We start from the raw sequence: 24,159 nt of genomic DNA, 5'->3' as shown, positions 1-24,159 counted from the left end.
CCGGTTACATCAACATTCTGACAGGAAGACAATCGCGATGAACCCTGTAGCACCGAAAATAAGAATGGGCTTCGTCGGCGGTGGAGAGGGCGCGTTCATCGGCCAGGCCCACCGTCAGGCCGCGGGCCTGGATGGCGGTTTCGAACTGGTGTGCGGCGCGTTCAGCCGCGACCCGCACAACGCCCGGCAAACCGGTGCGGCCTTGGGCCTGACGGCGTCGCGTTGTTACCACGACTGGCAGCAGATGCTCGACAGCGAAGCGCTGCTGCCGCTGGATCAGCGCATGGAACTGCTGGTGATCGTCACGCCCAATCACCTCCATGCACCCATTGCCAGCCAGGCGTTGAAAGCCGGTTTCCATGTGTTCAGCGAGAAACCCGCCGCCCTGGACCTCAACGAGTTGCTGGCCCTGCGGGAAGTGCTGCAAGGCAGCCGTTGCCTCTACGGCCTGGCCCACACCTACCTGGGCTATCCCATGGTTTGGCAGGCCCGGGAGATGGTGCGTTCGGGCGAGATTGGCCAGGTGCGCAGAGTGCTGGTCGAGTACCCCCAAGGCTGGCTCAGCCAGGATGTCGCCGCCCAAGGCAATAAACAGGCCGAGTGGCGCGACGACCCCTCGCAGTCCGGCCTGGGCGGTTGCATCGGCGACATTGGCACCCACGCGTTTTCCCTGGCCGAGTTCGTTGCAGACCAGCCTATCCAACAGCTATGCGCCACTTTGGGCACGCACATCCCGGGCCGGCAATTGGATGACGACGCCGCGATGCTGTTCAAGATGGCGGGCGGTGCCAGCGGTGTGTTGATCGCAAGCCAGGTCTGCACCGGCGAAGAGAACCCGCTGAAGATTCGCGTCTACGGCGACAAGGGCGCCTTGGAGTGGCGCCAGGAAGAACCGGCGAGCCTGATCCATCGCGCCGTTGACCAGCCCCTGCGCATCTTGCGTAGCGGTGTCGGCCAACCGTGGCTGTGCGCGGCGGCCACCCGGCGCATGCGCCTGCCGGCCGGGCATCCCGAAGGCTACCTGGAGGCCATGGCTAACCTCTACGGCGATTTCGCCCAGGCCATTCGCAGCCATGTCGAAGGCCCTGACGCCCCCGGCGTGCCCGGCATCGAGACCGGTTTGCGCGGCATGGCATTCATCGAGGCCGCCATCCTCAACCACCGTGGCGACGCGAAATGGACCGCCGTGCAAACCGGAGCATCCCTGTTGTGAATACCCTCGACAAGACACCGAGCGGCCTGCGTGGCCCAGGCATTTTCCTGGCGCAGTTCATGTCTGCCGACGCGCCGTTCGACACCCTGGCCAACATCGCCCAGTGGGCGGCGTCGCAAGGCTACAAGGCCATTCAACTGCCGACGTCGGGCACCCAATACATTGACCTGGCCCGGGCCGCCGAGAGCCAGGATTATTGCGATGAACTCAAGGCCACTTGTGCCCAGGCCGGCGTCGAGATCAGCGAGCTGTCGACGCACCTGCAAGGCCAGTTGGTGGCGGTACACCCGGCGTTCGACGCGCTGTTCGACGACTTCGCCCCGGCGCATCTGCGCGGCCAGCCCCAGGCGCGGACCGAATGGGCTATAGAGCAACTCAAGCTGGCCGCCCGCGCCAGCCAGCGGTTGGGCCTCAAGGCCCATGCGACGTTTTCCGGTGCGCTGCTGTGGCCGTATTTCTACCCCTGGCCGCAGCGTCCGGCGGGCCTGGTGGAGCAGGGTTTCGCCGAGCTGGCCCGGCGCTGGTTGCCGATCCTCGACTGCTTCGACGCGGCCGGCGTGGACCTGTGCTACGAAATCCACCCCGGCGAAGACCTCCACGACGGGGCCTCTTTCGAGCGCTTCCTGGAGGCGGTCGATCATCACCCGCGGGCGGCGATTCTCTACGACCCCAGCCATCTGCTGCTGCAACAGATGGACTACCTGGGCTTCATCGACCGCTACCACGCGCGCATCCGCATGTTCCACGTCAAGGATGCCGAATTCCGCCCCGATGCCCGTTCCGGGGTGTACGGCGGTTACCAGGGCTGGGTCGATCGCCCCGGGCGGTTCCGGTCGTTGGGCGATGGCCAGATCGATTTCAAATCGATCTTCAGCAAACTGACCCAATACGATTTCAGCGGGTGGGCGGTTTTGGAATGGGAGTGCTGCCTGAAGGATTCGCAACAGGGCGCCGCAGAAGGGGCGGCGTTCATCCAGCGGCACATGATCAGCAGGACTCGCAAGGCGTTCGACGATTTTGCTGGTGTCACGGCGGATGAAGATTCCAATCGGCGGTTGCTGGGCTTGCCCCCAATGCCAATGACATAACCCTTGTGGCGAGGGAGCTTGCTCCCGCTGGGCCCTGTAGGAGCTGGCGAAGCCTGCGATCTTTTGATCTTGATCTTGCGCTCTCGACTCAATGGGCTGTGGAAAGATCGCAGCCTCGTTGCACTCGTCAGCTCCTACACAGCTCCTACAGAGCGCGTCCCAGCGGGAGCAAGCTCCCTCGCCACAAAAGCAGGCCACATAAAGCAGGCCACAAAAGCGGCACAAGGCTTTTTTTCACAAGAACAACAATAAAACGGTGACTGTCATGACCACGATGAACGCACGCCTGAGCGTGATGATGTTCCTGCAGTTCTTTATCTGGGGTGGCTGGTTCGTCACCCTGGGGACTTTTCTTTCCAGCACGCTGGGCGCCAGCGGCGGGCAGATCGGCATGGCGTTTTCCACGCAGTCGTGGGGGGCGATCATTGCGCCGTTCGTCATCGGCCTGATCGCCGACCGCTACTTCAATGCCGAACGGATCCTGGCGATATTGCACCTGCTGGGCGCGGTGTTGCTGTATCAGCTGTATTCGGCGGCGGATTTCAGTGTGTTCTACCCGTACGTGCTGGCGTACATGGCGGTCTACATGCCGACGCTGGCCCTGGTCAACTCCGTGGCGTTCCGGCAGATGCGCGAGCCGGCGCTGGAGTTCTCGCGTATCCGGGTGTGGGGCACGATTGGTTGGATCGTCGCCGGCGTGGTGATCAGTTTTGTGTTTGCCTGGGATTCGCGTGAAGCGATCTTGGCGGGCGGCTTGCGCAATACCTTCCTGATGGCGGCCATCGCGTCCCTGATCCTTGGGCTCTACAGCTTCACGCTACCGGCCACGGCGCCGCTCAAGGAACAGGCCAGCACTGGCGGCGTCAAGCAACTGCTGGGGCTGGACGCGTTGGGGTTGTTGAAGGACCGCAGCTACCTGGTGTTCTTCATCGCCTCGATCCTGATCTGCATTCCCTTGGCGTTCTATTACCAGAATGCCAACCCGTTCCTGGCCGAAACCGGCATGACCAACCCGACCGCGAAAATGGCCATCGGGCAGGTCTCGGAAGTGTTGTTCATGCTGCTGTTGCCGCTGTTCATCCAGCGCTTCGGCATCAAGCTGGCGTTGTTGGTGGGCATGTTGGCGTGGGCGCTGCGCTATGTGTTGTTCGCCTATGGCAATAACGGCGACCTGGCATTCATGTTGTTCACCGGCATTGCCTTGCACGGCATCTGTTATGACTTCTTTTTTGTATCGGGGCAGATCTACACCGATGCCAAGGCGCCGAAGCATTTGCGCAGTTCGGCCCAGGGCCTGATTACCCTGGCGACCTATGGCGTGGGGATGTTGATCGGTTTCTGGGTGGCGGGGCAGGTGACCGATCACTTTGTCCTGGAGGGCGGCCACGATTGGAAAAGCATCTGGCTGTTCCCGGCCGGTTTTGCGTTGCTGGTGTTGGCTTGCTTCCTGTTTACCTTCCGTGGTCAGCAAACGCTCGCCGCGCCGTCAAAGGCCTGAAGCAGGGCAGGGCGTCGGTCATTTGTGACTGACGCTCAGTTTGGTGTAGGTCACTTTCCCGCCTTCATTGGAGTAGCCCTTGTTATCCAAGGTGTAGACGCCAGCCTTGAAATAGAAGTTATAGCCGTACCAGGACTTGTCCAGTTTTACCTGTTTGCCACCTTTGCCGATCAGCACCGAGAGCTGGCCTTGCTTGTCCATTTGCAGCGTGTATGAGAAGGATTTGTTCAACGGTACCTTGGGCACGGTGTAGATCACCGGGCTCTTCTTGTCCTTGGGCTTGACCCGGTACTCCACGTCGATATTGCCGGTGCCCTTGGCGTAGCGGTACACCAACTTCAACAACGGCGTGGGGGCGTCCTTGGCGTGAATCTGCGCCACGACCACGCGGCCTTCGGAAGGCACCTGGTTCACTGAAAGCTCGCCCTTGAGGGTGTTGGTGCCGCTGTTGTAGCGCCAGTTGCGGTGTTTCCCGTCCCTGCTGGTTTCCCGCAGTTCGGAACGCGGGTATTTGCTGTTACCGGTATGGGAGCCTGTGACGGGCGCCCAGAAGATGATCCTCTGGCCGTTATTGTCGAAATACTTGTTCTTCAAGGTCGGCATGGCTTTGGTCGCCACGACCTGCGCCGGCGTTTGCACCGGCAGGGTTACGCTCCAGACAGTTACGTCAATCATGATGAACACCTCCAACGGGAGCGGCCGTTATCTGGCGGCCGTCAAGACAAAATACTGCCTTCCGTGGCGTTGTTTTCATGTTATCGACGAGGGTCTGTTTCGCTGGAGGCGCACCTGATGGATGGCTCTGCGATGAGCCTCTCAGGCGCTGAATTGGGCGGATTGCCATGTGTCAATTTGTTGCTGATCGGTTAGAGTACGCGCCGCCCGAGAGACGGATCCCGGGCGTTTTCCAATGGAGTATTCAATGAACCACATCAGCAAAATTGTCGCCTGCGCATTGTTCGGCTTGGCCCTGGCGGGTTGCACCGGTACCGCGATGAAAACCCAGCAATACGACAGCAGCCAATACACCGTTGTCGGCCACAGTGAAGCAAAAGCCACCGGCCTGCTGCTGTTCGGCGTGATCCCGATTCGCCAGAACAACCGTTTCGTGCGTGCCCAGACTGCAGCGATCAAGGCCAAGGGCGGCGACGCCATGATCAACACCCAAGTCCAGGAAAACTGGTTCTGGGCCTGGGTCCTGACCGGCTACACCACCTCGGTGTCCGGTGATGTGGTCAAGCTCAAGAACGTTCAGTAAAAACCCCGCTCGCCCCTGCTTGATGGGGACATTGTAGGAGCTGCCGAGCGAAGCGAGGCTGCGATCTTTGCGAGTTCAATCGAGTCTCAAGCGAAAGATCAAAATCAAAAGATCGCAGCCTTCGGCAGCTCCTACAGGACGCATTCGATCAGTGTCCTCCCACCACCATATGCGTGAACGGCGCCACATACGCCTGCAACGTCACCAGCCCGCCCACCAGAATCGCCAGCACCACCGAGTGGAAAAACACGTAGCGCAGGATTTCGCCTTCGTGACCGTACCAACGGGTGGCGGTGGAGGCGACCACGATCGACTGGGCGTCGACCATCTTGCCCATGACCCCGCCGGAACTGTTGGCCGCCGCCATCAACACCGGGCTGATGCCCAGTTGCTCGGACGTGACCCGTTGCAAGCCGCCAAACAGCACGTTGGACGCAGTGTCCGAGCCGGTCAGTGCCACGCCGAGCCAGCCCAGCAGGGTGCCGAACATGGGGTAGAAAATGCCCGTGGCGGCGAAGGCCAGGCCCATGGTCGCGTCCAGGCCTGAATAGCGTGTGAGAAACCCCAGGGCCAACATCGCCACGATGGTGATCAGCGAGTAGCGCACCACCCAGAGCGTTCGCAGGTAGTGATGCAGCAGTTGCGTGATGGAGTAGCCCATCAGCAAGCCACCGAGAATCGCCGCCAGGAAGATGCCGCTGCCGGTGGCGGTGAACCAGTTGAATTTGTAGACCGCTTCCTCGGTTTTAGGTTGAGGCACCACGGGCGGGACTTTTTCGATCTGCTGGTGGATGGTGCCGAAGGTCACCAGGGGCGAGAAGATCGGGTTGGCCTCACGCATCGGCTTGCCTTGAGGGTCGAGCTTGACCGATTGGGTCTGTGGGTCCAGCGCCGGGCGGGTATCGAACAGGTTCTTGAAACCCTGGGTACCCCAGGCGAACACGAAGACCGTGAGGATGATCCACGGCATCCAGGCCCGCAGTACAGCCGGTCGCGCATCACCGGAAAAGGTACCGCCGACCTGCGGTTTTTCATCTTCGCTCACGTCGACTTTCGAATCATCGACCCGTCCCGACAACGCTGCGGACGTGTGCACCGTGGCCGGTTTCCAGACCTTGAGAAAACCGGTGAGGCAGGCCATGGAAATCAGCGCGGCAATCACATCCACCAGCATCGGCCCGTGGTAGTTCGATACCAGGAACTGCGGGATGGCGAAGCTGACGCCGGCCACCATAATCGCCGGCCAGATTTCCAGCATCTTGCGCCATCCGGCAAACGCCCAGATCAACCAGAACGGCACGATCACCGAAAAAAACGGCAACTGCCGACCGACCATCATCGACAACTCCATTTCATCCAGACCGGTAACCTTGGCCAGGGTGATGATCGGCGTACCCAGGGCGCCGAACGCCACGGGCGCGGTGTTGGCGATCAGCGCCAGGCCCGAGGCGGCCAGGGGTGAGAACCCCAGCCCGATCAGGATCGCGCCAGTCACCGCCACCGGCGTGCCGAAGCCCGCCGCGCCCTCGAAGAACGCACCGAAGCAAAAGGCGATCAGCAGCAATTGCAGGCGCCGGTCGTCGGTGATGCGGGCGAGGGAATCCTGCAGGACCTTGAACGAGCCGTTCTCGGTGGTCAGCCGGTGCAGGAAAATGATGTTGAGGACAATCCAGCCAATGGGCAGCAACCCGTTGGCCGCGCCATAAAGTGCCGCCGAACCGGCCATGCCGGCGGGCATGCCGAAGGCGAAGATCGCGATCAGCAAGGCCGAGGCCAAGGCCATCAACGCCGCCAGGTGCGCCTTGACATGAAAGAACGCCAGGGACGCCAGCATCACCACCACCGGAACCGCCGCCAGGAGCGTCGACAGCACCGCATTACCGAAGGGATCGTAGACTTGTTGCCAGACCATGTTCCACCTCTGCTTTTTATTCTTGGAAGTGCAGGCCCCGGGGGGATTGGCAGAGAAGTATAGGCGGGGATTTGTTAAGCGATTGCCAGCCAAACCCTTGTGGAGAGGGAGCTTGCTCCCGCTGGGTTCTGTAGGCGCTGGCGAAGGTTGCGATGTGTTGATCTTTCGCTTGAGATTCAATTGTCTGGGGAAAGATCGCAGCCTCGTTGCACTCGACAGCTCCTACACGAAATTGGAGCCATCACTCTCGCTACCAAACGAAGGGTGGCGGCCATACGCAGGTTGGTAGACCGGTCCACATGAACACCGGCGCGCCCGGGGGCGCCCTACGCATAGCCACCATTGAATACAAATGCTGAAAGGCCCCTGCAAAAAAATGAGCTGTGCGTCATGTAGAGGCCGGGCTACCAAACCCGATCGCTGACTCGTCAGCGACCCGGAAACGATAGAGCCCGCCCCCCAGGCGCACAAGCCGGCGGATGCTGGCGCAGTTGTAGGCAACTGGGTTCTGTAGGAGCTGGCGAAGCCTGCGATCTTTTGATCTTGATCTTGATCTTTCGCTTGAGACTCAATTGTCTGGGACAAGATCGCAGCCTCGTTGCACTCGACAGCTCCTACACAGCTCCTACACAGCTCCTACAGGCGCAGTCCGGCGGGAGCAAGCTGCCTCGCCACAAAAGCGCTTGCTCAGTCGAACAGAGCAGTGCGCCCGTTCAGCCCTTCGCCGCCATCGCCGTCACTTCCACTTTCATTCCTTCAACCGCCAAAGCGGCCACGCCCACGGCGGCGCGAACCGGCCAAGGTTTGGCGAAGAAGCGTTTGTAGACTTCGTTGAACGCGGCGCGATCCGCCATGTCGGTCAGGTAGATGGTCAGGTGCAGGACCCGGTCCATGGAACTGCCGGCGCCTTCCAGGGCGGTCTTGAGGGCTTGCAGTGTGCATTCGCTCTGCAGGGTGATGTCGCCCAGTTCCAGGCTGCCGTCGGCGTGGGTGGGGATTTGCGTGGAAACCAGCAGGCCGCCGAAACCGGCGACGTCGGAGGAAATGGAGTCCGGGTCCGGATCTGGAATAAACGTGATATCTGGGTTGCTCATGCAAAGCCTCATGCTGGAAAAGAAAAAGGACCGCCGCAGTTTACCGTCCATTGCTGCGCCGTTCCTGCATTCCTTTACCCGTGCGCTCCCAATCGCTGTTTTGTACCCGTGCCTGGATGTAGGCCTCCAGCGTCGTGGTGCCGTGCAAGGTGTCGTCGCCCACATCGAAGCCGCTGTCGAGGCTGACAGCGCTCATGCGCGTGGCCCGTGGCGCCCATGATCACGTACATAACTGATCTCCCAGAATCAAAGGCCGCCCTGGGCCGGACGTTGGGTTGTCATCGCCGGTTCAAGGGGCGGTTGCGCGCCGTTGAGGCGTGCGGCCAGTTGTTGTGCCTGTTCCCATCCCAGCGCGGGCTGCAGCCAGTCGAGCGCATCTTCGGCACTGAAGGCCAGTACCCGCTGCTGCTGGTTGGCAATGTCGCCATACGTCACCAGGGCCAGGCCGTCACAGCCAAACGGGGTCTCGCTGGCCTGGGCCAGGGCGGCGAGGAAGACTGGCGCAGATTGCCGGTCGGTCGTGTAGGTGAGGTGCTGCGCCTGGGAGGCTGCTTGCGATTCATACCAACCCTCCACGGCGACCAGTACGCGGCCTTCGTGCTTGATGGGGTCGAAGACCTTGGAGCGCATGACCAGATGCAAGGGCAGATGCGTCAGCGGTGGCATCGTTCCGACCGACCAGATCGGCGACCAGCCCCAGCGAACCTTGATGCACTCCAAGTGACCACCACGACGGCGAATGGCGCTGACCTGCATGTTTGGCTTGATCAGGTTGTGTCCGTCCTGGGCCCTGGGCGGCGTTGTCACGTGCAGATCCAGGGGCGTCACGCTTGTACCGAAACGGCTGCCGGGCGGGTCTCGCTGGGCTAAATACGCCAGGGAGTCTTTTGAAGAAACGTGTTGAACAAGACCGTCACACATAACGAAAACTCCCGGCAGTGAAACCCAAAGAAGCCTTGATCTACCCGCCGTTCAAGCCGTGACGTCGAAGCGCGTCAGCGGGGCTTTCAGCGGTGTCATGTAGGTCCGAACCCATGACGAAATGCTTGGTTCGAAAATCCTTGCGGCGGGGAGACGAGCGGGCAACGGGGTGAATGCACTACCGCCATCGCGAGCAGGCTCGCTCCCATCCCGTTGTGCATGGATGAAGTCCACGAAAGCCCTCAGCGGCGAAGCGCTGGAAGCGGGGGCCGATGGGGAGGGCGATCATGTCTTGCTCCAGGCGTTCGTCGTAGCGAATGCCCGCGTCACAGCAAGCCGCGAGCATGTCGACAAAGCTCTCTTCGGTGACCACTTCCAGGCGGATGTCGGGGTAGCTTTTCAGGAACGGTGTGATGATCGCTGGCAACACCAGCCGGGCGGCGCTGACCGGCACGTTCAACCTGAGGGTGCCCGAAGGATGGTCGCGAAAGTCGTTGACCACGTCCATCGCCGCTTCGACTTCGCCCAGGGCCGGGACGATGCGTTCCATCAACCGGGCACTGGCTTCGGTCGGGACCACGCTGCGGGTGGTGCGGTTGAGCAGGCGCACACCGAGCCGGCTTTCCATCCGGCGGACGGCATCGCTGAGGCTCGAAGCGGATTTGCCGCTCAGCCGCAGCGCCAAGGCCTGATCCGCCACCTGGGCCTGAGCAACGTCACGGCCGCGCAGGTCAAGCAGGCCCAGGGCATTGCCCAAGTGGTCTGCGTGCAGAACCACTACAACCTGACCCATCGCGACGACGAACAACTTATCGCTGACTTGGGCCGGCAGGGCATCGCTTACGTGCCGTTCTTCCCCCTGGGCGGCTTCATACCGCTGCAATCGCAGACCCTTTCCAGCGTGGCGGCGCGGCTGCAGGCGTCATGCAACGAGCGCCGAATATCCTGCTGATTCCCGGTACATCATCGTTGGCGCACCTGCGGGAGAACCTCACGGCGAGTGAGCTGACGATTCCTGCGCCGATGCTGGCCGAGCTGGACGGGTTGGTTGGGGCAGACTAAAAAGACTGCGGTCTGGCTGCAAAGCTGTTCGCACGTAGGAGCTGTCGAGCGAAGCGAGGCTGCGATCTTTCCCCAGTCACCTGAGTCCCAAGCGAAAAGATCGCAGCCTTCGGCAGCTCCTACAGAACCCCGCGGAGCAAGCCCCCACGTACCTCCGATGAACAGTATCAGCGTCTAGGCATCGCTTTTATCCGTTTCGTTACGATGGTGTTCCTGCCAGTTGTCGACCGGGCGGGCACGGTCTTCGTTGAACATGTCCGTGAGCAGCGCATTGGCACGCTGGTAGGCATCGTGGCGGAACTTGAGGTCGTCTTCCGGCTGGGCGACGATCTCCTCCAGCATCCTGAGGTTCAGCCGGCGGAACTGGTCTGCCCGCTCACGCGCTTCGTAAGCCCCGACACCCATGCGCTCCAGCGCACTGCGACCCAGTGACAGCGCGCTCTCGAAGGTTTCCCGCTCGGCGGCCTCCACACCCATTTGCCGAAGGGTGATGAGGTGCCCCATGTCCCGCGCGCGCACGATCAACTGCAACGCAGGGAAGTGCTCCTGGGCCAGTTGGGTCAGCGCCAGGTTGTCTTCCCGATTGTCGATCGCGTTGATCAGCACCACCGCTTGGGCCGCGCCGGCTGCATGCAGCAGATCCAGGCGCGTGGCGTCGCCATAAAAGACTTTCACGCCGAATTTGCGCAGGGTCTCGATGTTGTCTGGGTCGTGATCCAATACCACCACCTCGACGCCGCAAGACATCAGCAAGCGCCCGGCGATCTGCCCGAAACGGCCGAACCCGGCGATGATCACCCGTGGATTCTGCTGGTCGACAAGGTCGGATTCGCGTTTGTTTTTCTTGGCGACGGACTCGAACCGATCCAGCAACACGATCAGCAAGGGCGTCAGGCACATGGACAAGGCCACCGCCAGGGTCAGGCTCTTGCCCCATTGGTCAGTCAAGATGCCGGCCACGGTCGCCGCGCCGAACACCACGAAGGCGAATTCGCTGCCCTGGCCCAGCAACACCGCCTGCCAGGAGCGCTGGCCGGCGGGAACGTTGAGGAAGCGACCCGCGGCCTTGATCACCAATAGCTTGATGAGGATGAAACCCAGGGTCAGGGTGAGCACCTTCAGCGGTGCGTCGATCAGGGTGCCGAAATCGATCGACATGCCGACGCCGATGAAAAACAGGCCCAGCAGCAGGCCCTTGAACGGTTCGATGTCGCTTTCCAACGCGTGTCGGTATTCGGAGCTGGCCAGCAGCACCCCGGCGAGGAATGCGCCCATGGCCATCGACAAACCGGCTTCCTCCAGCAGAAAACCGAAACCGAACACCAGGAACAGCGCCACGGCACTGAAAATCTCCCGCAAGCCTGAGCGTGCGGCGAAGCGCAGTAGCGGTCGGGTCACGTAGCGTCCCAGCAGCACGACAATGCCGATGGCGGCGACGATCTTGCCAATCGATAGCAACAGCGCTGTGCCCGAAGGTGTGGCGCCGTGGGCCGACAACAAGGGAATCATCGCCACCAGGGGAATGGCCGCGATGTCCTGGAACAGCAGCACGGCAAAGCTGCTGCGGCCCACCGCAGTGGCGGTCAGGTTGCGCTCGTTCATCGCCTGCATGGCGATGGCGGTGGAGGACAGGCTCAGGGTCAGGCCCACCAGCAGCGCTGCCGTCCAGTTCAGGCCAAGGGCCGTACAGAACAAGCCAATGGCGGCACCACAGGCGAGCATCTGCAGGGCACCGCCACCAAACACCATCCTGCGCAGGGCCCAGAGCCGTTTGGGATCGAGTTCAAGGCCGATGATGAACAGCATCAGGACCACGCCGATTTCAGCGAACTCCAGGATGGCCTTCACATCGGTAATCAGCTTCAGCCCCCACGGGCCGATGACGCACCCGGCCAGCAGGTAACCCAGCACCGGGCCCAGGCCAAACCGAACGGCAATCGGCACGATCAGCGTCGCCGAGGCCAGGTAGATGAGCATTTCAATCAGGCTGTGCGTCTGCATCTCAATCTTCCTTCCAGGCGGCCAGGCGTTTGCCGTAATGTTCGATTTGGGCGCGTTGGGCCTCAGGGTCGGCGGCATAGGCGCCATGCACGACCACCGGCTCCAGCCAGCGCATGCCGCAATAAATGGCTGTGGCCTGGAGCGGTTGGGCCAGCGCCGAAAAATCGGGGTAGTCGCCGATCGCGAAATGCGCGTGATCGCCGCCGGTGCTGACGGCCCATAGCAGGCCCTTGTCCTTGAGGACCGTGGCGCCTTTGCCATAGGCCCAGCCGTGGGTGAAGACCTTATCGATCCACAGTTTCAGCAGGGGCGGTGTGCTGTACCAGTACATCGGGTGCTGGAGGACGACAAGTTCTGCTTGTTCCACCGCTCGCTGTTCCGCCTCGACGTCGATGTCGAAGTTGGGGTAAAGCGCGTAGAGCGAACGTATGACCACGTCCGGGTTGGTCGACACTCGCTTGAGCATCTGCTGGTTGACCTGCGACTTGTCGGGGTAGGGGTGCGCGTAAATGATAAGAATCATCGGTGAATTCCTTGGTTTGGCGCCGTCGATGCCTGTCTGTCGAGCAAGCTTGCTCCCGCTGGGCCTGTAGGAGCTGCCGCAGGCTCGGGCCGCGTTCGGACGATCTTTTGATCTTTCGCTTGAGACTCAAGTGTCTGGGGAAAGATCGCAGCCTCGCTTCGCTCGGCAGCTCCTACAATGAGCGCGAGCGATGGCACTTGGAGCCGAGCGATATAAACAAGAACGCCTTCCAAAGCGCAGGCTCCAGGCCGGAAAAACCGGACATCCTACCGAGGAAGGCGCTGATTGTTTAGCGCGGATCGATACATCGGTCACTTCAGTCAAGCGGTAGCGAGACCCTGGCCTCCAACCCGCCACTGCGTCGATTCCTCAGGGTCAGCGTGCCGCCATGCTCCAGCACCGTCGCTCGGGCCGCCGACAGGCCCAGCCCGACACCGCCGGTGTGCTTGTTGCGTGAGCCTTCGATGCGAAAGAACGGCGTGAAGACCTGCTCAAGGTATTGCGCGGCGATGCCCGGTCCGCGATCCAGAATGCGAATGTCCACACGATTGGCGTTGGCTTCGAGGCGAACAGTTGGCGCGCCGCCATATTTGATCGCGTTGTCGATCAGGTTGACCAAGGCACGTTTGATGCCGATGGGACGACCGACATAGACCAAGCGCTGGGCACCTTCGAACGCGACCTCGGTACCGGCGTCCTTGAGGTCATCGACGATGGTGTGCAGCAGCTCGGCCAGGTCGAACGCGGTGGCATGTTCCAGCCGGGCATCGTCGCGGAAGAATTCCAGGGCTGAGTTGATCATCGCCTGCATTTCGTCCACGTCCCTGAACAAGCGCGATTGCTGCTCGGCATCCTCGATGAACTCCCCGCGCAGGCGCATGCGGGTCAACGGCGCGCGCAAGTCATGGGAGATGGCGGCGAGCATCTGCGTGCGGTCCTGCAAAAAGTGCTTGAGCTGGGCCTGCATGGCATTGAAGGCGAGGATCGCCTGGCGGATTTCGTGGGGGCCGATGACCGGAATCGGTGGCGCCTGGTGGTCGACGCCAAAGCGCCGGGCGCCTTCGGCAAAGCGTTCCAGCGGGGCGGCCAGGTGCCGGGTGGCGATCAGTGCGACGATCAACGTCGACAGCAGGATCAGCGCGATGATAATCCCGTTGCGCGCCCACTCCCCCAGCCCCCAGCTGCGCGAGGGCACGGAGAAGATCACCCACGAATGGTCGACCAGCTCGATGATCACCGCGTAGCGTGCGTCGGGTTGATCGGCCGGCCAGTCGCTCGGTTCGTAGGCTTCGATCCTGGCGTCCGACCGGCCCAACTGCTGGCGCAGTAACGCCGAGCCTTCACTGAACGCCGGGTTGTCGATCACCGGCAACCGGGCGTCTTCATACCGATGCAACCATTGCGCGTTGAATGTCTGGTTGCTGGCGGCCCTGGCAATATCGGGTCGTTGTTCGGGGGCGACGGAGTCGATGATGCGGGTGATGGCGGAGGCCTTTTCCATCAGGCCGGTTTCCATCAGCGGCGGGCGCGCCCAGGCGCCGGCCAGCAGGCTGAACAGCTGATTGAGGGCCAGCAACGTGAGCATGGCGATCAGGGTGGTCAGGGCGATCCAGCGCGCCACCGTGTCCCGTGGGAGATGGGTGCCCGGGCGCTTCATCGCTTCACCACGTAGGGGCTGAAGAGGTAGCCGCTGTTGCGCACGGTGCGGATCATCGACGCGCCGGTGACGTCGGTCTCCAACTTGCGCCGCAGGCGGCTGACCTGGACATCGATGCTGCGGTCGAACGCCTCGAAGGTTTCGCCGCGTGCCAGGTCCAGCAACTGCTGACGAGTCAGCACCCGGCGCGGGTGTTCGGCAAACACCAGCAGCAGTTCGAACTCTCCGGCCGACAGCGGGATCATGACCTTGTCTGGTGAGCGCAGTTCGCGCCGGGTGACGTCCAGTTGCCAGTTTTCGAACTCCAGGATCGGTCGCGATGAGTCGTTCAATGTGCCTAGGGCTTCGCCAGTGCGCCGCAGCACGGCACGCACCCGGGCCAACAGCTCGCGGGCGTCGAAGGGCTTGGTCAGGTAATCGTCCGCGCCCAGCTCCAGGCCGACGACGCGGTCACTCAATTCGCCCATGGCGGTGAGCATGATGATGCCGACGGTGTGCTCGGCCCGCAGTCGTTGGCAGAGCACCAGGCCGTTGTCGCCCGGCAGCATGACGTCGAGGATGATGAGGTCCGGCACCCGACGCTCCACCGCCTGCCACAAGGCGTTGCCATCGGCGGCCACGTCCACGCTGTAGCCATGTTGTTCGAGGAACTTGCGCAAGAGGGCGAGGACTTCGAGGTCATCGTCCACCAGTAATAAATGGCTCACGGTGGGCACGCAGGGTAATGAATACAGGAGGCGATACTAGGGTCAATCCAGGGGCTGCGTCATATATTTCAATCCGGCAATAAAGTTGCCAGCGGGCAATGTTCTGGAAATCTGCGGGCAAAAAAACGGCGGCAGGATGGCGTTGATGTCGGTCAGTTAAACCACACGCCAACGCTGCTTCTGTGGCAAAGGGATGTGCTGGGCTCTGTAGGCGCTGGCGAAGCCTGCGATCTTTTGATCTTTCGCTCCAGACTCAATTGGCAGTGGAAAGATCGCAGCCTCGCTTCGCTCGTCAGCTCCTACAGACCCAGCGCGAGCTTGCTCCCTCGCCCCAGGAATTTGGTGTTTGGCTTGTGATCGGCATAGGCAGCAAGCCTCCCATTCCTCGCCGAGATAACCCTGTATGCCGATCACCAAGCCCGCTCCGCTGTTCGTTCGCTCCACCGTCGTGGTTGTATTGGCGGTACTCGCCAGCGGTTGCTCCAGCACGCCAGCTGCAAAACCAGGTTCCTGTGACCGCGCGACCTATACCGTTCACGATCCTGCAGAACCAGTCAACCGCGGCATCTTTTCGTTCAACCGGACCGTGGATGACTATGCGCTGGCCCCCGTTGCCCGTGGTTATCTCAAGTTGCCGGAGGTGTTCCAGGCCGGTGTCCACAACTTCGTGGCGAACTTCGGTGAGCCCAAGGTATTCATCAACGACTTGCTGCAAGGCAATGCCCAGCGCTCGGTCAACACACTGGGGCGATTCGTCATCAACACCACGGCGGGCATCGGCGGGCTGATCGACGTGTCGGGCAAGCTGGGCATCGAGCGCCACAAGGCCGATTTCGGCCAGACCTTCGGCGTCTGGAACGTCGTCCCCGGGCCGATCGTGGAACTGCCATTGCTGGGCAGCGCCAACCTGAGGGACGCGACGGGCAAAGTGCTGAGTTTCGCCGTCGACCCGTTCGGCGACAACAGCAGCACCGTCGACACCCTGGGCACGATCAACACCGTCGGCGGCGTTGTCGATGGCCGCGCCGAGGCATTGCCACTGACAGACGAGTTGCGGACCCAAGCGGATTACTACGCGGCACTTCGCGACGCAACGGCGCAGCGGCGTGCCGATTTTGTCGCGCAGGGGAAGTTGGGGGCGGTCGCGCAGGGCCATCCGCAATGCCAGGGAGCAGAGGTCGGCGATGAGTAACGCGACGTTGGTCTTGCAGCGGCGAATAAAACAGATCGGCCAGGATGCGTTGCATTGCCGTGAACTTGAACTGCGGTTGACCGAGGACGGCCGTCATGTGCTGCTCAGTCGCTACCTCGAGTTGTACTGCCACGAGAAGGCCAGCGAGTGTTCGGTGCGGCATTACCGGGTGCCGCTGGCGAGCATGATTCGCTGGATGGTCGATAACGCAGAGCAGAGGAGTACCTAGTCGGTTTCAGTACTGCAGGTCGTAGAGCACCGGGTAATGATCGCTGCGCAACGCCTGTCCCCGAAAAATACGCAGCACTTCATCGTGCCCCCGTACCTTGAGCTTACCGGCATCGCGAATCAACTGGCGCTCATGAAGCCAGGATTTCTTGATCTGCACTGCGGCGTCGCAGTATCCACGCGCCACGACGCCTTCATGGACGTAGGCGTAGTCCAGCTGTGAAGGGATGGCGAAATCACCGTAGCCCAGGTCACCGCCCAGCAGGCTCGAGACGTATTGATCGATCGGTGTATAGAAGCGACTCACCTCGTCCAGCTTCTTGTATTCCTTTTTGGCCTGGGTTTCGGTGGAGCGGATGGTGACGTGCGTGAAGCCGCTGCCTTCGGGGAACACCGCGCTCATCCTGGTTGCGCCACGGTAAGCGGAGATTGTCTTGGGGGCCGAGCTATAGGGGGTGTTGAGGTCGCCGCCGAAAAATACCAGGCGTTGAAAGTCGCCTTCATGGATAGAACCGAGTTCCTGCATGTCCCCCAGTATCTGCGGCCAGGCGTTTCTTGAGGCATTGGCATGGCAGAAGGCGAATGTGTTGCCTACATCGTCGGTCAGTAGCAACGTGGCGCGCCTGGCTTCCGGGCCCAGCGGCCAACTGTAGCGTTCCCTGAACTCGTTGGCCCTGTCTGTGCGCACAAATACCATGGAACCCAGCGTGGTGCTTTTGCGCACGCCACCGTCCTGGTCGAGGGATGACTTGAGGATGTATTGCTGGCTCAGGTCATTGACCAGTCGATCGTTGGGATTGCCGGTGCTGCCCACCTCAAACAGGGCGACGATGTCCGGGTTGTCCTGTTGCAGGACCTGTTTGAGCGTGGCCAGTTTTTCCTGGTAGGCATCGCTCATCTTGCCGCCTGCCTGGTTGTTCAGGTGCTGGGTATTCCAGATCAGGATTCTGCACTTGGCCACGGCGTCCGCTCCATGAATGCTGCGCCGCAGTATAGATCAAGGTCGTGGGGGGGTGGGCCAGACCCTGGAAAAGCGCTTTGGCTCGACCGACTGGCAGGTTTTTTCCAGCTCCCGGGCAGGCTGCTAGACTTTGTCGTCCAGTCCCTTTTGGAGAACCGGCATGAACAATAAAAACAGGATATGCCTCTGGTACGACGGCACCGCCCAGGAAGCGGCAGAATTCTACGCAAAAACCTTTCCCGACAGCGCGGTGAACGCCATCCATCATGCTCCGGGTGATTACCCGTCGGGCAAGCAGGGTGATGTGATCACCGTGGATTTCACGGTGATCGGCATTCCTTGCATCGGCCTCAATGGCGGGCCTGCGTTCAAGCACAGCGAGGCCTTTTCATTCCAGATTGCAACCGATGACCAGGCCGAAACGGACCGCTTGTGGAACGCGATCATCGACAACGGCGGCCAGGCGAGCGCCTGTGGCTGGTGCAAGGACAAGTGGGGGCTGTCGTGGCAGATCAGCCCGCGCGTGTTGGTTGACGCAGTAACCAGTTCCGATAAAGCGGTCGCCAAGCGTGCCTTCGAGGCCATGATGACGATGACCAAGATCGACATCGCCGCGATTGAAGCAGCGGTGAAAGGCTAGCCGGTTAATCGCTCCCACATTGGTTGGTGGTGACTTCGAATTCTCGACCTGCACAGTCTCCTGTGGGAGCGAGCTTGCTCGCGATGGCGCCGGCACAGCCAACATTGATGCAAGCTGACCTATAAGGTGGTTTCAGGCAACCGGGCAATCACCTTGATCTCGAACTGAAACCCATACAGCCACGTCACGCCCACCGCGGTCAGTGTCGGGTGCGGCGCGCTGCCCCAGAACTCGGGCACGACGCTCCAGACCCGTTCGAAGATCGATTCGGGATCGACCATGAAGACCGTGACGTCCACCACATCGTCAAAGCTGCACTCGGCTGCGGCGAGTATCGCCTTCAGGTTGTTGAACGCCAGCCGAACCTGAGCCTCCAGGTCCGGCTCCGGCGAACCTGCTTCAGTGCTGCCAACCTGTCCCGAGACGAACAGAAAACCGTTGGAGCGAATCGCCGGCGAATAACGATTACGCTCATAAAGTGCCTGGCGTCCAGGCGGGAAAACCACGTCGCGCTGTGTCATCAATACCTCCATCAAAGAGTGGGTTCCAAACGATGAACTCACTCTAGGGGCTTGTGTCCAGGCGATAAACGAGCAACCTTGGCGATCACTGTTTGTAGAATCCAAACAATCGGATCGACAGCCGAGGCACAGATGGATCGTTTTGATGCGATGCAAGCGTTCGTTCGAGTCGTGGAGGCGGGCAGCTTCACCAAGGCGGCGCAAACCCTGCACATGAGCAAGACCACCGTGACCCAACTGGTGCAGCAGCTCGAAGCACGGTTGCGGGTCAAGTTGCTCAACCGCACCACGCGCAAGGTCAACGTCACCGCCGACGGCGCGGCTTACTACGAGCGGGTGATCCGGCTGCTGGCCGACATGGACGATGCCGAGACCAGCGTGTCCGGCGCCCAGGCGTTACCTCGCGGGCGACTGCGGGTGGACGTGCCGAGTCCGCTGGCCGCGATGATCCTGATACCGGCCTTGCCGACTTTCTACGCGCGATACCCAGACATCCAGATCGACATGGGCGTCAGCGATCGCATCGTCGACATGCTCGATGAAAACGTCGATTGCGTGTTGCGCGGCGGCGAGTTGAGGGATCAGTCGCTGATCGCCCGACGCGTCGGCGACCTGGCCCTTGGCGTCTTTGCCGCGCCGAGTTACCTGGCACGGTTTGGCCTGCCCGCGCATCCGCGAGAACTGGAAGATTCGCATCATCGCACCGTGGGTTTCCTGTGGGCACGCACGGGTAAATCCTTGCCCTACGCCATGCGTCGTGACGGTGAGCTGCTTCACGTCAAAGGGCGCTACGCGCTGGCCATCGACGACGGCAATGCCTACCTCGCGGCCGGTTTGGCAGGGCTGGGCGTGCTCTGGCTGCCCAGGTACATGTCCAGGCCTCATGAAGCGCAGGGCGGGTTGGTGCCGCTGTTCGAAGACTGGCACCTCGAGCCGATGCCGTTGTATCTGGCTTATCCTCCGAACCGGCACATCAGCGCCAAGTTGCGGGTGTTCATCGACTGGGTTGTGGAATTGATGGCCCAACATGCGCCGGTTGACGCCAAGGCAAGAGCGCAATGATCGCCGAAGGACTCGTTGTACTGCTGGACTACACCCTGTATCTGCTGCCGGGCCTGGCGCTCTTCGGCCTCTGGTTCGGGTTGACGCCCAAGACCCAGACAGCGTTGCGCATCGTGATTTTGCTATTGGCATTCGTGTTGATGCGCGATGCGATGACGCCCTTGGGCATGTGGTCCCTGAATGGCGATCTGCAGATTGGTTTTCTGGCCAACCCGTTTGTGCTGGCGATGCTGGGCGTTTCGTCGCTGCTGTTGGTCGCGTTGAGCGCGCGCCTGTTGCCGGACTTGTGGCAACTGGTGGTTCTATTCAAAGGCAATCGACTAGCTGGCCTGGTCCTGGGCTTCGCCGTGGGCTGCCTGATCGGTTTGCCGCTGCGGCTTTATCAAGGGGCTGAAACGGCGATTCCGGGTTATGGGGCCTGGCTGCTCGGCATGGTGGTGCTGGCCTATGGCGCCAACGCGCTGGAAGAAGTGCTGTTTCGTGGCTTCTTGCAGGGTTACCTCGAACTGCACGTCAGCGCCCTGCGAGCAGCGCTGATCAGTGCCGTGGCGTTTTCTGCGTTGCATGCTTCTCTCGCCTTGAGCGTCACCCAACTCGGTTGGCCGGTTTTGCTTTTTACGCTGATTGAAGGGCTGGCCTGCGGGTTCGTGCGCATGCGTTATGGGGTGGTGGCGTCGACGGCGACCCATGGGACGGCGATATTGCTGATTGCGGTGCCGATGGCCGGTTTTCAGTGAGTTAAACCAGCCACAATTAACCAAGACGACGACCTTGCAACCGCCTCGTGTAGAGAAACGCGGCGTTGTGCTTGAACGCTTGACCTCTTCCCCCAACTGCCTTAGTTTCGGCGCCCCATTGGGGCAGCTGCCGATTTTTCGCTGCTTTCGCGTCATTCAAAAGGATTTGGTCATGAGTCGCGCTCAACGCGTTCTGTTGTTCGCCTGCCTGTTCCCTTCGTTCGTTTTTTCCGCGCCGACCGCTGAGCGGGCCGAGCTGATGGCGGTCTATCGTCAGGCTGTTTCGCATAACTCCGATCTGGCGGCAGCCCGTGCCGATTACGCTGCGCAACAGGAATTGGTGCCGCAGGCACGGGCCAATCTATTACCCGTGATCAGCACGGGGGCTACGTTTGAAGCCACTCGCCTGTCGCGTGATGAGCCAGCGCTTGAACGGGGGCGCAGCGGCAATACGATCCAGGCCAACCTGAAACAACCCTTGGTCAACGCTGCATTCTGGTATGAATTCAAGGCTGCCAAGGCTAGCACTGTACAAGCGGCCCTGGAGTTGTCGGCCAAGGAGCAAGCGCTCATTCTGCAAACGGCGCAGGCCTATTTTGAAACGCTGCGCGCCACGGACGAGCTGGCGGCATCGGAGGCTGAGGAGACCGCGCTCAAGCAGCAAATGGATCAGGCGCAAGCACGTTTGAAGGGTGGACTGTCGAGCATCACGGATGTCCTGGATGCCGAGTCTGCTTTCGATAATGCCCAAGCCAATCGCCAACTGGCGCAGCGCAAGGTTGAAGACGCTTTCGAGCAACTGGTGCATTTGACCAATCAGCAATACACCAGTATCGAGGGTATGCAACATCAATTGCCGGTGTTGGCGCCGATTCCCAATGATACGAAGTCGTGGGTAGAAGGTGCTGTCGAGCAGAACCTGATGCTGTTGGCGAGCAACTATGCTGTCGAGGCTGCTGAAGAACGCTTGCGTCAGCGTCAATCCGGGCATGCGCCAACGGTCGATGCGGTGGCTTCCTATCGCAAGGGCGATAACGACAGTTTTGGCTACAGCAACCCGACTGATTTTGGTCGCGATGGTTACCGTGGAAACGTCGCCCAGAGCAGTATCGCTGTTGAAGTGACCGTCCCGCTCTACAGCGGGGGGCGCGTCAGCTCCCAGGCCCATGAGGCTTATCAGCGGTTGACGCAAAGCGAGGAGTTGAGGGAAAGCCAGCGCCGGGAAGTGGTCCTGGATACCCGTAACTATTTGCGCGCCGTCAACTCCGACATCCAGCAGATAAAAGCCCGGCGGCAGACGATCCTGTCGAGCCAGAAATCCTTGAAAGCGTCCAAGGTCGGCGCGGATATCGGGACCCGCAACACCGTCGACGTACTCAATGCCCAACGTCAACTTTTCAAGTCCGTGCGTGACTATAACGACGCGCGTTACGACTACATTCTCAATAATCTGCGTTTGAAACAGGCTGCCGGCACGCTGAGTGCCGACGACCTGCAACAGCTTGCCGAGTACCTGAAGGCAGACTACCAGCCGCAGCGCGATTTTCTTCCCCCTGAACTGATGTAAGGCTCTGGCACAGGCGTTAGAAGTCGGTTCCTGGTCGACAGAGACCGGAAAATCGAATAATGTTGTTTTGATATCGTTCTTGACTCGGGCCTTGGCGCCAAGCGGAACACCGTGCCCCACCCAAGGAAGTTATGGGGGCTCGCTAATGAATTTTCCGCATGGAAGCGTTTATGCAAGAACAAGGTACTTCTCAAGGGCCATCGGCGGCGCTGGACACGGGGCTGGCCTGTCTGGCCATGTTGGCGCGTTTTCACAACGTTGCCGTTTCCACGGAACAGCTTACCCACGAATACGTGGCTGAAGGGCAGTTGTTCGGCAAAGCCGAAATACTGCTGGCCACGCGTCAGCTTGACCTCAAGGCCAAGGCTATCCGCACCACATTCGAACGGCTCGGGCAAACGCCTTTGCCTGCGATTGCCTGTGCCAGTGACGGCGGGTTTTTCATCATTGCCCGTATGGACCAGGAAAAAATCCTGATCCATGACCCCAGGTCCCAACGCCCCGAGATGATCAGCGCCGAACAGCTTCAGGCACGCTGGGGCGGTGAATTGATTCTCATACGGTCCCAGTCGTCGTTGGCGGGCGAGCTGTCCAAGTTCGATTTCACCTGGTTTATCCCGGCCATCGTCAAATATCGAAAGCTATTGGGTGAAGTACTGCTGGTTTCTTTCGTCCTGCAGATATTCTCGTTATTGACCCCGCTTTTCTTCCAGGTCGTCATGGACAAGGTGCTGGTGCACCACGGGCTCACCACGCTGGATGTGATCGCCATTGGCCTGCTGGGCATCATGTTGTTCGAGACAGTCTTGAGTGGGCTGCGCAGCTATGTGTTCGCCCACACGGCCAGTCGCATCGATGTTGAATTGGGTTCCCGGTTATTCCGGCACCTGGTGACGCTTCCTCTCTCGTATTTCCAGGCACGACGGGTCGGCGACTCCGTCGCTCGGGTTCGTGAGCTCGAGAACATTCGCAGCTTTCTCACTGGCAACACCATTACGTTGGTACTGGATGTCCTGTTTTCGGTGGTGTTCATCGCCGTGATGTTTTTCTACAGCGGCTGGTTGACGCTGGTGGTACTGCTGTCACTGCCGTTGTATGTCGTGGTTTCCCTGTTGATTACGCCGGTGCTGCGCGCCCGCTTGAACGAAAGCTTCGCCCGTGGCGCCGAGAACCAGGCCTTTCTGGTGGAGACGGTCAACGGCATCGACACATTGAAATCCATGGCGGTCGAACCCCAGATCACCCGCAAATGGGACAACCAGCTGGCGGCCTACGTCAGTGCGGGTTTCAAGACCCAGACCTTGTCGACGATCGCCAATGAAAGCGTCTCTCTGATCGGCAAGCTGGTGACTGTTGCGACACTGTGGCTAGGCGCCCGGCTGGTGATCGACGGGCAACTGTCGGTGGGCCAGTTGATCGCCTTCAACATGCTCGCGGGCCGGGTCGCCCAACCGATCATGCGCCTGGCTCAACTGTGGACCAATTTCCAGCAGACCGGTGTTTCGGTGCAGCGCCTGGGGGATATTCTCAACACGCGGACCGAAATGTCCCAGGCGACTCGCAGTGCGTTGCCCGCCTTGAAGGGGCGGATCGAATTCGACCAGGTGCATTTCCGTTATCGCCCCGATGGCTCCGAGGTGCTGCGCAGCGTAAGCCTGGAAATAGGCGCCGGAGAGGTGATCGGCATCGTCGGACGTTCCGGCTCCGGCAAAAGCACGCTGACCCGCCTGTTGCAGCGCCTCTTCGTCCCGGAGCGCGGCCGCGTGCTGGTGGATGGCATGGACCTGGCGCTGGCCGACGTTTCTTCACTGCGCCGGCAGATCGGCGTGGTGTTGCAGGACAACATGCTGTTCGCCCGCAGCATCCGCGAGAACATCGCCTTGACCGATCCCGGGGCGCCCCTGGAGGCGGTCATGCAGGCGGCGAAAATGGCCGGCGCACACGATTTCATCCTTGAGTTGCCCGAAGGCTACGACACGGTGGTCGGTGAACACGGCGCTTCGTTGTCTGGCGGCCAGCGTCAGCGCGTGGCGATCGCCCGAGCCTTGATCGGCAATCCGCGAATCCTGATTTTCGATGAAGCGACCAGTGCACTGGACTACGAGTCGGAGCGGATCATCCAGCAGAACATGCAGGCCATTTGTAAAGGTCGAACGGTGATCATCATCGCCCACCGGCTTTCGGCGGTGCGCGATGCCAACCGGATTGTCGTCATGGATCGCGGACAGATCGTCGAACAGGGCACCCACCACGAGCTCCTGGCCCATCAAGCGGGACACTATTCTCGCTTGCACCGTTTGCAACAAGGATAGTTGGC

Annotated in this window: 22 protein-coding genes and 2 pseudogenes; 12 read left to right on the top strand and 12 right to left on the bottom strand. The window is 60.9% G+C overall.

Features of this window, described 5'->3' with window-relative positions; genetic code table 11:
- Positions 1-37 precede the first annotated feature (37 nt).
- From AC09SL_RS14040 to AC09SL_RS14030, 3 genes are all read left to right on the top strand, one after another.
- The gene (locus AC09SL_RS14040; protein ID WP_058546074.1) at positions 38-1,213 is read left to right on the top strand and encodes a Gfo/Idh/MocA family protein; all 1,176 of its coding nucleotides are present in this window, start codon (positions 38-40) and stop codon (positions 1,211-1,213) included.
- The gene (locus tag AC09SL_RS14035) at positions 1,177-2,301 is read left to right on the top strand and encodes a sugar phosphate isomerase/epimerase family protein (protein ID WP_153388493.1); all 1,125 of its coding nucleotides are present in this window, start codon (positions 1,177-1,179) and stop codon (positions 2,299-2,301) included. Before AC09SL_RS14040 ends, AC09SL_RS14035 begins: the two co-directional genes overlap by 37 nt.
- Before the next feature lie 265 nt (positions 2,302-2,566).
- Positions 2,567-3,799, top strand: coding sequence for a nucleoside permease (locus AC09SL_RS14030; RefSeq protein ID WP_058546076.1), 1,233 nt, complete (start codon positions 2,567-2,569; stop codon positions 3,797-3,799).
- A gap of 18 nt (positions 3,800-3,817) precedes the next feature.
- Here AC09SL_RS14030 and AC09SL_RS14025 read toward each other — a convergent pair whose 3' ends face one another.
- Positions 3,818-4,474, bottom strand: coding sequence for a polysaccharide lyase family 7 protein (locus AC09SL_RS14025; protein WP_058546077.1), 657 nt, complete (start codon positions 4,472-4,474; stop codon positions 3,818-3,820).
- Between the two features lie 247 nt (positions 4,475-4,721).
- Here AC09SL_RS14025 and AC09SL_RS14020 point away from each other — a divergent pair, with 247 nt between their 5' ends.
- The gene (locus AC09SL_RS14020; RefSeq protein ID WP_058546078.1) at positions 4,722-5,057 is read left to right on the top strand and encodes a hypothetical protein; all 336 of its coding nucleotides are present in this window, start codon (positions 4,722-4,724) and stop codon (positions 5,055-5,057) included.
- Positions 5,058-5,205: 148 nt separating this feature from the next.
- On the opposite strand, the gene AC09SL_RS14015 is transcribed toward AC09SL_RS14020, so the two are convergent.
- The 5 genes and pseudogenes from AC09SL_RS14015 to AC09SL_RS13995 all read right to left on the bottom strand — a co-directional run.
- On the bottom strand, positions 5,206-6,969 hold the full coding sequence (locus AC09SL_RS14015; protein WP_058546079.1) for an L-lactate permease: 1,764 nt from the start codon (positions 6,967-6,969) through the stop codon (positions 5,206-5,208).
- 713 nt (positions 6,970-7,682) lie between these two features.
- On the bottom strand, positions 7,683-8,063 hold the full coding sequence (locus AC09SL_RS14010) for a RidA family protein (RefSeq protein ID WP_058546080.1): 381 nt from the start codon (positions 8,061-8,063) through the stop codon (positions 7,683-7,685).
- Between the two features lie 40 nt (positions 8,064-8,103).
- Entirely contained in the window at positions 8,104-8,259 is a 156-nt protein-coding gene (locus AC09SL_RS14005; protein ID WP_153388491.1) for a hypothetical protein, read from the bottom strand.
- A 50-nt stretch (positions 8,260-8,309) separates the two neighbouring features.
- On the bottom strand, positions 8,310-8,984 hold the full coding sequence (locus AC09SL_RS14000) for an SOS response-associated peptidase family protein (RefSeq protein ID WP_058546082.1): 675 nt from the start codon (positions 8,982-8,984) through the stop codon (positions 8,310-8,312).
- Between the two features lie 247 nt (positions 8,985-9,231).
- Positions 9,232-9,666: pseudogene (locus AC09SL_RS13995) on the bottom strand (LysR substrate-binding domain-containing protein); the annotation flags it as partial.
- Here AC09SL_RS13995 and AC09SL_RS13990 point away from each other — a divergent pair.
- Positions 9,613-10,046, top strand: a pseudogene (locus AC09SL_RS13990) (aldo/keto reductase); the annotation flags it as partial. The pseudogenes AC09SL_RS13995 and AC09SL_RS13990 overlap by 54 nt on opposite strands.
- 174 nt (positions 10,047-10,220) lie before the next feature.
- Here the strand turns inward: AC09SL_RS13990 and kefC are convergent.
- From kefC to AC09SL_RS13970, 4 genes are all read right to left on the bottom strand, one after another.
- Complete coding sequence (gene kefC / locus AC09SL_RS13985; RefSeq protein ID WP_058546083.1) at positions 10,221-12,047, bottom strand: glutathione-regulated potassium-efflux system protein KefC; 1,827 nt, start codon at positions 12,045-12,047, stop codon at positions 10,221-10,223.
- Position 12,048: 1 nt separating this feature from the next.
- Complete coding sequence (gene kefF / locus AC09SL_RS13980; protein WP_058546084.1) at positions 12,049-12,570, bottom strand: glutathione-regulated potassium-efflux system oxidoreductase KefF; 522 nt, start codon at positions 12,568-12,570, stop codon at positions 12,049-12,051.
- 316 nt (positions 12,571-12,886) lie between these two features.
- A complete protein-coding gene (locus tag AC09SL_RS13975) occupies positions 12,887-14,227 on the bottom strand; it encodes an ATP-binding protein (RefSeq protein ID WP_064106933.1) in 1,341 nt (446 codons plus the stop codon).
- Entirely contained in the window at positions 14,224-14,934 is a 711-nt protein-coding gene (locus AC09SL_RS13970) for a response regulator (RefSeq protein ID WP_058546812.1), read from the bottom strand. Before AC09SL_RS13970 ends, AC09SL_RS13975 begins: the two co-directional genes overlap by 4 nt.
- Positions 14,935-15,337: 403 nt before the next feature.
- Between AC09SL_RS13970 and AC09SL_RS13965 the strand changes: the two genes are divergently transcribed.
- Together AC09SL_RS13965 and AC09SL_RS13960 are read left to right on the top strand one after the other, a co-directional pair.
- Positions 15,338-16,126, top strand: a complete 789-nt coding sequence (locus AC09SL_RS13965; protein ID WP_058546796.1) for an MlaA family lipoprotein — start codon at positions 15,338-15,340, stop codon at positions 16,124-16,126.
- Positions 16,119-16,355 carry a hypothetical protein gene (locus AC09SL_RS13960; protein WP_058546797.1) on the top strand — a complete coding sequence of 79 codons (237 nt, stop codon included), beginning with the start codon at positions 16,119-16,121 and terminating at the stop codon, positions 16,353-16,355. The genes AC09SL_RS13965 and AC09SL_RS13960 overlap by 8 nt, the downstream gene beginning before the upstream one ends.
- A gap of 6 nt (positions 16,356-16,361) precedes the next feature.
- On the opposite strand, the gene AC09SL_RS13955 is transcribed toward AC09SL_RS13960, so the two are convergent.
- Positions 16,362-17,315 (bottom strand): endonuclease/exonuclease/phosphatase family protein, encoded by a 954-nt coding sequence (locus AC09SL_RS13955; RefSeq protein ID WP_058546798.1) that lies wholly within the window; start codon positions 17,313-17,315, stop codon positions 16,362-16,364.
- Positions 17,316-17,475: 160 nt separating this feature from the next.
- Here AC09SL_RS13955 and AC09SL_RS13950 point away from each other — a divergent pair, with 160 nt between their 5' ends.
- Complete coding sequence (locus tag AC09SL_RS13950; protein WP_058546799.1) at positions 17,476-17,955, top strand: VOC family protein; 480 nt, start codon at positions 17,476-17,478, stop codon at positions 17,953-17,955.
- Positions 17,956-18,074: 119 nt separating this feature from the next.
- Here AC09SL_RS13950 and AC09SL_RS13945 read toward each other — a convergent pair whose 3' ends face one another.
- Positions 18,075-18,476, bottom strand: a complete 402-nt coding sequence (locus AC09SL_RS13945) for a RidA family protein (protein WP_058546800.1) — start codon at positions 18,474-18,476, stop codon at positions 18,075-18,077.
- 132 nt (positions 18,477-18,608) lie between these two features.
- Between AC09SL_RS13945 and AC09SL_RS13940 the strand changes: the two genes are divergently transcribed.
- The 4 genes from AC09SL_RS13940 to AC09SL_RS13925 all read left to right on the top strand — a co-directional run bounded on the left by AC09SL_RS13940 (position 18,609) and on the right by AC09SL_RS13925 (position 24,154).
- Positions 18,609-19,538, top strand: a complete 930-nt coding sequence (locus tag AC09SL_RS13940) for a LysR family transcriptional regulator (protein WP_058546801.1) — start codon at positions 18,609-18,611, stop codon at positions 19,536-19,538.
- Positions 19,535-20,275, top strand: a complete 741-nt coding sequence (locus tag AC09SL_RS13935) for a CPBP family intramembrane glutamic endopeptidase (protein ID WP_058546802.1) — start codon at positions 19,535-19,537, stop codon at positions 20,273-20,275. Before AC09SL_RS13940 ends, AC09SL_RS13935 begins: the two co-directional genes overlap by 4 nt.
- Before the next feature lie 172 nt (positions 20,276-20,447).
- The gene (locus AC09SL_RS13930; RefSeq protein WP_058546803.1) at positions 20,448-21,842 is read left to right on the top strand and encodes a TolC family outer membrane protein; all 1,395 of its coding nucleotides are present in this window, start codon (positions 20,448-20,450) and stop codon (positions 21,840-21,842) included.
- Between the two features lie 170 nt (positions 21,843-22,012).
- Positions 22,013-24,154: a type I secretion system permease/ATPase gene (locus tag AC09SL_RS13925; protein WP_058546813.1), complete on the top strand. Its 2,142-nt coding sequence runs from the start codon at positions 22,013-22,015 to the stop codon at positions 24,152-24,154.
- The last annotated feature ends 5 nt before the right edge of the window (positions 24,155-24,159 follow it).

This window comes from Pseudomonas sp. PF05 (assembly GCF_056521845.1).
Note: the sequence above shows the minus strand (reverse complement) of the source record. Positions and strands in the feature narration are given on the sequence as shown.